Source organism: Cellulomonas sp., assembly GCF_965229465.1.
GTDB lineage: Bacteria > Actinomycetota > Actinomycetes > Actinomycetales > Cellulomonadaceae > Cellulomonas.
The window spans coordinates 4,187,779-4,199,634 of the sequence record NZ_OZ245882.1 but is presented as its reverse complement, the minus strand read 5'-3'; the positions used below and the strand labels follow the sequence as shown (position 1 = coordinate 4,199,634).

Sequence of the window (11,856 nt, the reverse complement as noted above, 5' to 3'; positions counted from 1 at the left end):
TGATCCATAGGGCGGCAAGATCGGAGCATGCGCCTGGTTCTGCTCGCCGACACCCACGTCCCGCGCAGGGCGCGCGACCTCCCCGAGGCCGTCTGGGAGGCCGTGGACGACGCCGACGTCGTGGTGCACGCCGGCGACTGGGTGTCGGACGAGTTCTGCGACGTGCTCTCGCGACGAGCCCGCGTGATGGTCGGGTGCCACGGCAACAACGACGGTCCCGCTCTGCACCGGCTGCTGCCGAGGGTCGCGCGTGCCGACCTGGACGGCGTTCGGATCGGCGTCGTGCACGAGACGGGATCGGCCACCGGCCGCGAGCGACGGTGCGACGCCGAGCACCCGGACCTCGATGTCCTGGTCTTCGGACACAGCCACATCCCGTGGGACTCGATCACCCCGGCAGGGCTGCGCCTGCTGAACCCCGGTTCGCCGACGGACCGCCGGCGTCAGCCGTTCGCGACCTTCATGACCGCGGAGATCCGACAGGGTGCGCTTGTCGACGTGGTGCTGCGGAGAGCCTCCGGCTGATGGAGCGGCGCCTGGAGCTGCCTGACGGTCCTCGGCAGCTGGACGCGCGTCAGATCGGCACGTCGAACCACACCGTCTTTCCGTCCGGTCCGCGCAGGTCACAGCCCCACCGCGTGGCGTAGGTATCGACGAGCCACATGCCGTGGCCACCCACGGCAGCAGGGTCCGCTGCGCGGAGCTGGGGCGGGCTGGAGCTCTCGTCGTCGACCTCGACGCGAATCTGACCGTCGACGTCGCGCACGCGGATCGTGACCTCGCCGAGGGCGGGCCCGTGCAGGACCGCGTTGGTGATCAGCTCACTGCTCAGCAGCTTGAGCAGCGGCGCGCGGATGGCAGCCAGACCGCCAAGGAGAGCCTCGGTGGCGATCCAGTCCCTGCCCGTCGAGATGGACGAACGTCCTGCGACCAGATGGAGAGCCATGGTGCTCCGGGTTGCGTGCCATTGCGGCGCACGAGGCGAAGATCGCGACGCGCATCCCCACGCGCTGTCCATCATCGCCCCTGCGGGCCCGGACCGCGCGGCCGGGGCATCGGGCAACAGTCGTGATGGCCGATGCTCCGCGACGGCCGGGCGTGCGATCGAGTTCGTGGACGCGGGTGAGGTCTCTCGCCCCTGTGCCCTATCGGCTGCCCGTTGGGGCAGCAGTGGTCGACCGGCCCGGTGCCAGGCTGTCGTGGAGGTGTCACCGGCGTGCCATGCGGTCGGCCGGGGGCGACGCGGGGGGGCGTCATGGACCGGATCAGTGGTGTGGGACGAGCGGGTGTCGCGGCTGTCGTCTGCGCGCTCGCGCTGTTGGGTGCGTCGCCGGCGGCAACGGCCGCGCCGCCCCCGCCGCCGTCCACGGTCGCTCCGCAGGTCGCCCCTGACGTGCACCAGGCGCCCAGCACCCCCGCCAGAGCCGACCGGCACGGGGGCGACAGTCCCTCCGACGCGCCCACGTCCGCGCGGACGCAGACGACGGTCGGTGCCCTTGCGGCCGGTGGGACCACCCTCGCGGTCGACGAAGCACGCCAGCAGGCGCGTCTGCGGGTCGACGACGGGGGAACGCTCGACCAGTACCTGTACGGACCGGGCCCGATCACGTTCGACATCGACCTGCAGGGCTTCTCGGTCCTCCCCGCGGGTGGGCAGGTGCCGCAGCTGAGCATGGAGGTCTTCGACGTCGACCAGGCCGGCGCGGAGGACTGCGGGCCGGAGGTGGACCAGGTCCGGGTGAACGGTGTCGCGGTCGGGACGCTGACGGGGGCCAACGACTTCTGGAGCGTCAACACGTTCCCGCTGCTCGTCGGCACCCTCACCCCGGGTGTGAATCACTTCAGCGTCGACATCGACACCGCCGGCACCGGATGCTGGGCGGTCGAGGTCGCCTGGGCGGAGGTCAGCGTGCCGTTCGCGGTCGGTCACGTGAGCAGCGACGCGACCGACGACGTCACCATCCGCCGCGGCAAGTCGACCGACCTCATCCCGGATCGCGTGTTCGAGCGCGCATTCGACACGTCGGGTCGGTTGACCGCGCCGACGAAGGACGACCCGATCGCCGACGCGATGAGCGACACCCACTGGTTCAGCAGCCCGACGGCGGGCCAGCTCACGTACGGCTGGACCGTCGACGCGTGGCCGGTGAAGCCGACATGGGACCCGTCGGTCGAGGTGAGCTGGTCGTTCTCCGCCGGCGGTGGTTCGGGGAGCGCTCCGGCGACGACTGGTTGGACGGGCACGGCGAAGATCCCGTTGCCCTCGACGACGGGCAAGTACGAGCTCACCGTGTCGGTGAAGATCAGCAAGGACACCACCTTGCTCACGACGCAGGAGCGCAAGGAGACCGTCTACGTGCTGCTCGGGACGCCGGTGAGCTCGTGGGTGGCGAAGTCACCGGGCGCGTCCGCGTCGTCGACCGACACGCCCAAGACGGCGTGGCTGGACGTCGCGTTCGAGCTGGGAGCGAGCGGCAGGTCCGCGCCGCGGGACGTCCTCGTGGCACTCAACGCGGGCATCTACGGCAACCGTCTCGGCCTGGTCTACGTCGGCGCAACGTGGGACACCCCGGAGGCCCTGATCGAGGGGTCGGGACACCGCGGCCAGTGCACACACTTCGCCGACGTGTGGCTCATCCTCGCGCGCAGCGTCGGCGTCAACGTGTCGACCGGCAGCTACACCGGGACGGAGTTCGCCACGACGACGCGGCCGGCCCTCGACGCCAACGCCGGCGCCAACGTCGCCGCCACGCCAGGCGGTACGGGCGAGCGGTGGTTCTTCGCCAACCACCACTGGGGCACGTACGGCGCAGAGCGGTTCGACCCGACGTTCGGTGTGGTGGGCCCTGACACCGCGGCGGACTTCGAGCTCACCAGCATGCTCTGCAAGCGGACGGGTCTGACGGCCGCGGGCGAGATCATCTGCGCGTCGACGACGACGAGCGACACCTACCTGCTGACATCGCTGGGGACGACCAACGCGCAGCGGTGGAACCAGTACTCGTACACCAGGGCCACGACGCCACCGGTGCCCGTGAGCCCGCTTCCGTTCGGGCTGCCGTTCCGGGCAGGCCCGGCGCAGGCCGACGAGGCGGACGCGCTCACGGCGACGCCCTCGGCCCAGGCGCCGCTCGCCGCTGTGGTGCCCGTGACCGACGCCGGCGAGGACCCCGACGGCGACGGCCGGTTCGACCGCCTGCGCGTCGACGTCCCGATCGACGTCACGGTCGGAGGCAACCACGTCGTCATGCTGGAGCTCGGAGCGTCGGACGGCACCCTGCTGGCGAGCGGCTCGCTCGACCCCGCGAGCGGTGACGCCGCGAACGTGACGGTCGCGCTGACCCCCGGCTCGCACACCGTGCCGGTGTGGTTCGACGGCCGCGGGATCGACGCCGACGGCCCGTTCCGCGTCGCCGGCGTCGTCAAGGCTCCCGACGGCACCGTCCTGGCGACCGTCGACCACCGGACGCAGGCGTACGCCGCTACGGCGTTCGAGACGCACCCGGCCATCGGCTCCGTCACCGACGAGGTCGTGGGCGACCAGCTGCGGGTCCACGTGCCGGTGACACCGTCAGGTGCTGGTCCGGTGGCGGTCTCGGTCGTGCTGTCGGCGGGCGGGACGCAGGTGGGCGCCGCGTCGCAGCTGGTCTCGCTGACGACGGGCACGTCGGACGTCGCGCTCGACGTGCCGACCGGGCCGATCTGGTCGAGCGGGCTGGACGGCCCGTACGACGCGTTCATCAGCGTCGAGGACGCCGTGTCGTCGACGTCGAGGACGCACCGGACGGCGGCGTACGACGCGGACGCGCTCACGCCCCCGACCGTCCGGGTGGAGCCGGTTCTGACTGACACGGGAGTCGACGCCGACGGCGACGGACGGTTCGAGACGCTCGACGTCACGGCGCAGGTCGTCGCGGCAACTGTCGGGCCCGTGGACGTCGACGCCACGCTCACGGCGGCGGACGGCACCGCCCTCGGCACGGCACACGCGACGGCGACCGGAGGTCCGGTACCGACATCGGTGACGCTGCACCTCGACGGCCGCACCATCGCGCTCGCCGGGATCGACGGCCCCTACGAGGTCGCCGTCACGGCGTCGGACGCCTCGTCCGGTCCCCGGGTCGCGCGGCTGCACCGCACGGCGCCCTACACGTCGGCGCAGTTCGCCTCGCCCGTCGCACGCCTCACGGGCGCGTACACCGACGCCGCGGTCGACACGAACGCGGACACCCACCCCGACGTGCTGCGGCTGACTGTCGGGGTCGAGCTCGACCGCGACGCGGAGGTCACGCTCAGCGGGACGCTGGTCGACGCGACGGGGCTCCTCGTGGGCACCGCGACCACCAGCGCCACGCTGCTGGCGGGGACGACGACGCTCGCGCTCGACGTCGACGGTGGGGCGATCGCGGACAGCGGTCGCGACGGCCCGTACCGGCTGACGGACCTGGAGCTCGGGCCGACCGGCGGGCCGCCGGAGGTCAGGGCGCTCGGAGTGCACACCACGGCGGCGTACGACTCGGCGACGTTCCGTTCGAGCGGTCCGATCGTGGTCGGCGAGGTCACGGACCGCGGTGTCGACGACGACGGCGACGGCTTGTTCGACGCTCTCGCCGTGGACGTGTCGGTGCACGTCGACACGCCTGACGTGTACTCGCTCAATGCTCGGCTCACGGATGCGGCGGGCACCGAGATCCAGTGGAACGGCACGCAGGAGCTTCTCGAGGCTGGAGACCACGTGCTCACGCTGCGCTACGACGGACGCCTGATCTCCGCGCACGGCGTGGACGGCCCGTACCGCGTCGCGTCGATCTCGCTGTACTCCGACCCCGCCCAGCCCGTCGTCCTGCGCGACGCGCACCTGACCGCGCCGTACACGTGGAGCGCGTTCGAGCTGGGCGCGGCCGTGACCGGGCACGTGATGTCGGACGGTGCGCCGCTCGTCGGCGCGCCCCTCGCCGTCCCTGGGTTCGCGTACACGGTCACCGACGCGAACGGCGCCTACCGGCTCGGTCTGACGGGGGGCGGGACGTACGACGTCGTCCTCGCGGCGGACCCCGCGCTGGCGCCGTGGCGCATCCTCGTCGACGGGACACCGGTCGACCCGGGCACCAGCGTCCAGGTCGACGTCGCCGACGGCTCGACACGAACGGTCGACTTCGAGCGGGGCGGTGTGGTGCCGACGGCGGCGGCGTTCCGGCCGCTCCCGCCTGCTGTCCTCGTCGACACCCGCACAGGCGAGGGCGCCCCTCAGGGCCGCGTCGGCGCGCGCGGGATCGATGTCGCGATCGCCGGCCTCGGCGGAGTTCCGACGACCGGGGTCGCGGCGGTCGCACTGCGCGTCCAGGCGCTCGACCCGAAGTACTCGGGGTCGGTCATGGTCCGACCCGGCGACGGGCCGTCACCGCTGGACCCGCAGGTCGCGTTCGGACGCCGGTCCGCCTCGGGGCTCGCCATCGTGCCCCTGGGCGCCGACGGCTCCGTGCACGTCTCCGCACGGGGTCGTCCACACATCGTCGTCGCCGCGGTGGGCTGGTTCCCCGCCGACCCGACGGCACCGTCCTACGTCCCCGTGACGCCGACGCGCCTGGTCGACGCCTTCGCCTGCCCTCTCTACCGGAAGGCGCCGTACTCGACCGACATCCCTGTCGCCGGTCACGGCGGCGTCCCGTCGACGGGCGTGGGCGCGGTCGTCCTCAGCGCGACCGTGAAGCGGCCGTGGTCGTCCGGCAGCCTGTCGCTGCACGCGACCTCCGAGACCAGTCCGCCCGTGCCCGCACTGACCTACGCCCGGTTCCGCCCCGCGTCGGCGACCGTCGTCGTGCCCTTGGACGCCGATGGCAACGTCCGAGCGACGGTCGCGGGCGGTCCCGTCCGGTACAGCCTGTCGGTTGTGGGGTGGCTGCCCGCCGAGGCATGGCACGCGGTCACGCCCACCGTCGTCGCCGACACCGCCACGTCGCTCGACGTCCAGGTCACCGGGGTCGCGGGCGTGCCCTCCACCGGCGTCGGAGCGGTGGCTCTGCAGGTGCTGAGCCGCACGGTGCGCGGCGGTGCCGTCACGCTCTACCCGACCGGCGCTCCCGCTCCGGAGGTTGCCGACGTGCTCGTGCCGCGCCGGGGCACGGCCACCGGCCTCGTCCTCCTGGAACCCGCCGCGGACGGCACCGTCCACGTCGCGCTCGACGGCGCGAGCGCCAAGGTGACGGTGGTGGGCTGGGTGCCGGAGCACTGAGCTCAGGCACCGATGGCGCAACCTCGATTCCGGGCGCGGAAGCCCGGCAGGATCACTCGATGCCAGCAGGCCCGACCCGTGCGCCGTCGGGAACCACGGCAGCCTCTCCGAGGTCGCTCAGCACGGCATCACCCACGACGACGACGTCCCGCCCGAAGCCCCAGTCACCCCTGACCCGCAGCGACGTCGCGTCGGCGAGGGACGGGGTGTGCGGGACGCGGGCGTCGAAGGAGGCGATGAGCGCGAAGCGCCCGGGGTCGAGGTCGACGTAGGGCGCCTCGACGCGGGCCGTCAGACGGAAGTCGTCCCCGAGCTCGTAGATGTCCGACCGGAGCACGAGCAGGTCGTTCGTCGTCTTCACCGGCAGGAACCGCGAGCGGTCGACCTCGAGCACCACGGCACCGTCGAACACCTCGATCGCTGCACCCATGGCCGACTCGATCTGGACCACCTTCGGCGACGTCTTGTCACTGGGGTCCACGGTCTTCTCGTTGCGGATGAGGGGCAGGTCCAGCACCCCGCCCGTGCGGTCGAGCTCCGCCGCCAGCGCCTCCAGGTCCAGCCAGAGGTTGTTCGTGTTGAAGTACCGGTGGGTCTCGATGTCGCCCGCAGCGTCGGCGTCCCCGGGAAGCGTCTGGGCGGACTCGCGCAGGACGAGCCGACGGTCGGTCCGACGGACCACGAGGTGGCCGCCCTTGCGGTCGGCGGACGTGCGGCGCGCGACCTCGGCGGCGAACGGGGCACCCGACGCCGCGAACCACCCGGCGATGCGCGCGTCGGGCGCCGCGCCGAGGTTGTCCGAGTTCGACACCGTCGCGTACCTGAAGCCGGCGTCGAGGAGGTTCTGGAGCACGCCGGACGTCTGCAGCGCGGTGTAGAGGTCGCCGTGGCCCGGCGGGCACCACTCGAGGTCGGGGTCCGCCGGCCATGCGACGGGGGACAGGTCGTCGACGAGCAGCTTGGGCTCGCGGTTCTGGACGAAGTCGAGCGGCAGCCCGTCGACGGGCAGGTCGGGATAGTCGGCGAGCGCCCGGAGGGTGTCGTCCTGGGTCCGGAAGCTGTTCATGAGGACGAGGGGCAGCCGTGCGCCGGTCGCCGCGCGCGCTGCGAGCACCTGGCCGGCGATCACGTCCAGGAACGTGCTGTCGCCACGCACGCGCAGAAGGGACTTCGCACGGTCCATCCCCATCGACGTGCCGAGTCCGCCGTTGAGCTTGATGACCGCGGTCACCGCCAGCGCGGCACGGGCGAGGTCCTCGTCGACGTCGAGGTCGGCGGCGTGCGGCACGTCGGTCAGCGGATCGACGTCGGTCTCCGGGATCACGCCGGTCTCGCCGGACTCCAGGAGTCCGTAGAACCGGGTGAAGACGTCGACGGCGATGGGGTGCACCGCTCCGTCGCTCATCTTGCGCTGGGCCTGGGCGAGTCCGTGGGCGCTCATGGCGTCGATGCTAGGCGGTTCCGCCCGGACGCTGCCGGTCTGGTGACCGCCGCCACGTGACGATCAGGGCAGGGTCGCCTGGCACGAGCGCCCCTGATCCGCGGAGGTGCCGGTGGGCGACGGCAGGCGCGCTGATCGCCGCAGCCTTGGTGAACGCCGGACCGACGGCCACGGTCACTCGGACGATCATCGCCCACCAGGGTGAAGCCGAGGAGCGCGACTTCGTCGGGACGGCGAGCTCGTGCGCGGACGTAGCGGCGACGTGGACTGAGGTCACGCCTACCGTGGAGGGGTGAGCGCACAGGCGGCGCCGACCGACGGGCCTTCCGTGGACGTGCTGGTGGTGGGCGCTGGTCCGACGGGCCTCGCGATGGCCGCCTTCCTCGTCGCGGAGGGGGCATCGGTCCGGCTCGTCGACCGGCTCCCCGACCGGGTGCACGAGTCGCGTGCGCTGGCGATCCAGCCGCGCACGCTCGAGGTCCTCGCCCGCCTTGGTGTGAGCGACGAGCTCGTCGCGCGCGGCAACCGCGGAGCCCACCTGGTGATGCACTTCCCGCGCCGCACCGTCGAGGCGAACCTGTTCGCGCTGGGGCTCGAGGACACCGCATATCCCTACCTGCTGTTTCTCTCCCAGGCCGTCACCGAGGACGTCGTCGGTGCCCACCTCGCCGCTCGGGGCGTGACGGTCGAGCGTCGGGTCGAGCTCGTGGGCCTGGGGCAGGAGGCGGACGGTGTCGTGTGCACCCTCGCCGGACCGGAGGGGACGCTCGACGAGGTCCGTGCCCGGTTCGTCGTCGGCTGCGACGGTCAACGAAGCGCCGTGCGGCAGCTCGCCGGCATCCGCTTCGGGGGGTCGGCCTATCCCCAGACGTTCGTCCTGGCGGACCTCGAGGCGGACGGCATCACGCCCGGATCCGCCCACGCATTCGTCTCGCCGCACGGGTTGCTCTTCTTCTTCCCGCTCGGCCACCCGTCGACCTGGCGGATGCTCGCGATGCGACCACCGGGGGAGACGGGTCCGCTCGACGAGGCGCCCACCCTGGCGGACGTGCAGGTCCTGTGCGACACCTACACCGGCGGCGACGTGTGGCTGCACAGTCCTGAATGGACCACGCGGTTCCGGATCCATCACCGACGTGCCGAGCACTATCGCGCTGGTCGGGTGTTCGTGGCCGGCGACGCTGCGCACGTCCACAGCCCGGCCGGTGCGCAAGGCATGAACACCGGGATCCAGGACGCCGCGAACCTCGCGTGGAAGCTGGCGGCGGTGTCCCGGGGCCACGCGCCGGACGCGCTGCTGGACACCTACGAGACCGAGCGGGCGCCGGTCGGTCGCGAGGTTCTCCGATTCACCGACCGGGCCTTCCGGATCGCCACCTCCACCAGCGCGTCCATCCGGTTCGCGCGGGGCCGGGTGGCACCGATCCTCGTCCCCCTCGCCCTGCGTCTCGCGTTCGCCCGGTCCAGGGGAGTGCGGCTCGTCACCGAGCTCGACATCCGGTACCGCGGTAGCCCGCTGTCGGTCGACGGGCCGGACGCCCCGCGCCACGGTGTGCGCGCCGGCGATCGTGTCCCCGACGGGCGCGTGGTGCTCGACGGACACCCGACCACCCTGCATGGCGTACTCGGCGCACCGGGTTTCCACCTCCTGCTGATCGGAGCCTCGGGTGTCTGGGCTGAAGGGAGCGTGTCAGCGCTGGCCGGCCGGATCGCGGTGCATCGACTGTCGGGCGACGCGCGGCCTGGGGTGCTGGTCGATGTCGACGGGGCCGTTCGCAGGCTGCTCGGCGCGAGCGGGCGTGCGATGCACATGCTCGTACGGCCCGATGGGTACCTCGCCTACCGGGGCGGTGCTGATCTGACGGGAGTCGAGGACTGGCTCCGCTCGAACGGTCCGCAGCTACGGGACGTAGGTCCCTTATCCGGATGCACGTAGGCATCGACACTTGTCGATATCGACACCCATCGATGTGACCTGAGAGGTCGTGCCGGATGAGCACCATCGCAGTCTTCGAGCCAGCACTGTGCTGCAGCACCGGTGTGTGCGGGCCTGACGTCCCGCAGGAGCTGGTGACGTTCTCGGCCGACCTCGACTGGCTGCGGGACCAGGGTGTCTCCGTGTCTCGGTTCAACCTGGCCAGTGAACCGGGGGAGTTCGCCGGCACACCGGCTGTGCTGGACTTCCTGCAGGTGTCCGGCTCCGAGGGCCTTCCGCTGATCCTGGTCGACGGGACCATCGCCATGGCGGGCCGTTACCCCAGTCGCACCGAGCTGGCGCGCTGGGCCGCGCCGAGCGGTGCCGCCACGGCCCGCACCGTCCTGCCGATGGCAGGGCCCGCGGGCGGGTGCTGCGGCGGCGGTGGGTCGTGCTGAACGACCCGGCACTGCCGCACTTCCTGGTCGGCGCCCCGCGGTTCCTGTTCCTGACCGGAAAGGGCGGGGTGGGCAAGACCTCCATCGCGTGCGCCGCCGCGATCGCGCTCGCCCGCACGGGCAGGTCCGTCCTGCTGGTCAGCACCGACCCCGCCTCCAACGTGGGGCAGGTGTTCGGGCTGAGCATCGGCAACACGATCACCGCCGTGCCTGCGGTCCTCGGGCTCTGGGCCCTGGAGATCGACCCGGAGCAGGCGACGGCCGCCTACCGGGAACGCATCGTCGCTCCGGTCCGCGGCATCCTGCCCCCCGCCGACGTGGCGCTCATCGAGGAGCAGCTGGCCGGGGCGTGCACCACCGAGATCGCCTCGTTCAACGAGTTCACGGCTCTGCTCACGCAGGACGCGGCCGGGGAGTTCGACCACGTCATCTTCGACACCGCGCCGACCGGGCACACCATCCGGCTCCTGCAGCTGCCCACGTCATGGACCGACTTCCTCGACGAGGGCACGGGCGACGCCTCCTGCCTCGGACCGCTGGCCGGCCTCGACAGGCAGCGCACGGTCTACGCCGCAGCCGTGGCCACGCTCGCCGACTCGCACCGCACCCGCCTCGTCCTGGTGACCCGAGCTCACCAGGGAGCGGTCGCGGAGGTCCAGCGCACCCATGACGAGCTCGCCGCCCTCGGGCTGACCCACCAGTACCTGGTGATCAACGCGGTCATGCCCGTCCCGGTCTCCGGCGACGCGCTGGCCGCAGCGGTCCACGAGCGCGAGCAGGAGGTCCTTGCGGCCCTGCCCGCCGACCTCGCCGTGCTGCCTCGCGACGTGCTGTCCCTCAAGGGCGAGAACATGGTGGGTCCCGATGCGCTCGCGCGGCTCTTCGAGCCGGGCGACCCCTGCGACCTCCGCGTCCCGGAGGGCCGTGAGCACCTCGCGAGGGGCGTCGAACCGTTGGCTGCGTTGATCGACGGGCTAGCGGAGCAGGGGCACGGCCTGATCCTGACGATGGGCAAGGGCGGCGTCGGCAAGACCACCCTGGCCGCCGCCATCGCGGTCGCACTGGCTGAACGCGGGCTCCCGGTCCACCTGACCACCACCGACCCCGCCGCCCACCTCGGGCAGACCCTCGCTGGTTCGGTGCCGAACCTCGAGGTCTCCCGGATCGACCCTGCCGTCGAGACCGAGCGATACCGCCAGTCGGTCCTGGCCCGCCGGGGCGCCTCCTTGGATGCCGCCGGCCGCGCCGGCCTCGAGGAGGACCTGCGATCCCCGTGCACCGAGGAGATCGCCGTGTTCCAGGCCTTCTCCAAGGTGGTGAACGAGGGCAGGCGTCGATTCGTCGTCATCGACACCGCTCCGACGGGCCACACGCTGCTGCTGCTGGACGCCACGGGGTCCTACCACCGGGACGTGGTGCGGCAGATGGGCGCGACCGCCGCGACGTTCACCACCCCGATGATGTGGCTGCAGGACCCTGACTACACGAAGGTCCTCATCGTCACCCTGCCCGAGGCCACGCCGGTCCTCGAGGCCGAGGAGCTCGCCGAGGACCTCCACCGCGCGGGGATCAACCCCTGGGCGTGGGTGATCAACAGCTCGGTCGCGGCAGCGCAGACCACCGATCCGCTCCTCCTGCGTCGCGCAGCCGCCGAGATGGACCAGATCGCCCGCGTGTGCGCCGAGGGCGCTGCACGGTGCGCCCTCGTGCCGCTCCTGGCATCCGAGCCGGTCGGAGTCGGCGCCCTCCGTTCACTTGGCGCGACTGACGCACCCGTCGACGTGTGGGCGTGAGTGTGCCGGCCCCGCCG

General features: G+C 72.3%; 7 protein-coding genes. 5 read left to right on the top strand and 2 right to left on the bottom strand.

The window, feature by feature from the left end:
* Positions 1-27: 27 nt before the first annotated feature.
* Entirely contained in the window at positions 28-525 is a 498-nt protein-coding gene (locus tag ACO06A_RS19850; protein WP_421733896.1) for a metallophosphoesterase family protein, read from the top strand.
* Between the two features lie 49 nt (positions 526-574).
* Here the strand turns inward: ACO06A_RS19850 and ACO06A_RS19845 are convergent, their stop codons facing one another.
* Entirely contained in the window at positions 575-946 is a 372-nt protein-coding gene (locus ACO06A_RS19845) for an ATP-binding protein (protein WP_421733895.1), read from the bottom strand.
* Between the two features lie 309 nt (positions 947-1,255).
* On the opposite strand from ACO06A_RS19845, the gene ACO06A_RS19840 reads away from it, so the two are divergent.
* A complete protein-coding gene (locus ACO06A_RS19840) occupies positions 1,256-6,232 on the top strand; it encodes a hypothetical protein (protein ID WP_421733894.1) in 4,977 nt (1,658 codons plus the stop codon).
* Between the two features lie 52 nt (positions 6,233-6,284).
* Here the strand turns inward: ACO06A_RS19840 and ACO06A_RS19835 are convergent, their stop codons facing one another.
* Positions 6,285-7,673: a UTP--glucose-1-phosphate uridylyltransferase gene (locus ACO06A_RS19835; RefSeq protein ID WP_421733893.1), complete on the bottom strand. Its 1,389-nt coding sequence runs from the start codon at positions 7,671-7,673 to the stop codon at positions 6,285-6,287.
* A 292-nt stretch (positions 7,674-7,965) separates the two neighbouring features.
* On the opposite strand from ACO06A_RS19835, the gene ACO06A_RS19830 reads away from it, so the two are divergent.
* From ACO06A_RS19830 to arsA, 3 genes are read left to right on the top strand one after another with little or no spacing between them, the layout of a single operon-like run.
* Positions 7,966-9,609 carry an FAD-dependent monooxygenase gene (locus tag ACO06A_RS19830; protein WP_421733892.1) on the top strand — a complete coding sequence of 548 codons (1,644 nt, stop codon included), beginning with the start codon at positions 7,966-7,968 and terminating at the stop codon, positions 9,607-9,609.
* A gap of 56 nt (positions 9,610-9,665) precedes the next feature.
* Positions 9,666-10,046 (top strand): arsenite efflux transporter metallochaperone ArsD, encoded by a 381-nt coding sequence (gene arsD, locus ACO06A_RS19825; RefSeq protein ID WP_421733890.1) that lies wholly within the window; start codon positions 9,666-9,668, stop codon positions 10,044-10,046.
* Positions 10,040-11,839, top strand: coding sequence for an arsenical pump-driving ATPase (arsA, locus tag ACO06A_RS19820; RefSeq protein WP_421733889.1), 1,800 nt, complete (start codon positions 10,040-10,042; stop codon positions 11,837-11,839). The genes arsD and arsA overlap by 7 nt, the downstream gene beginning before the upstream one ends.
* The last annotated feature ends 17 nt before the right edge of the window (positions 11,840-11,856 follow it).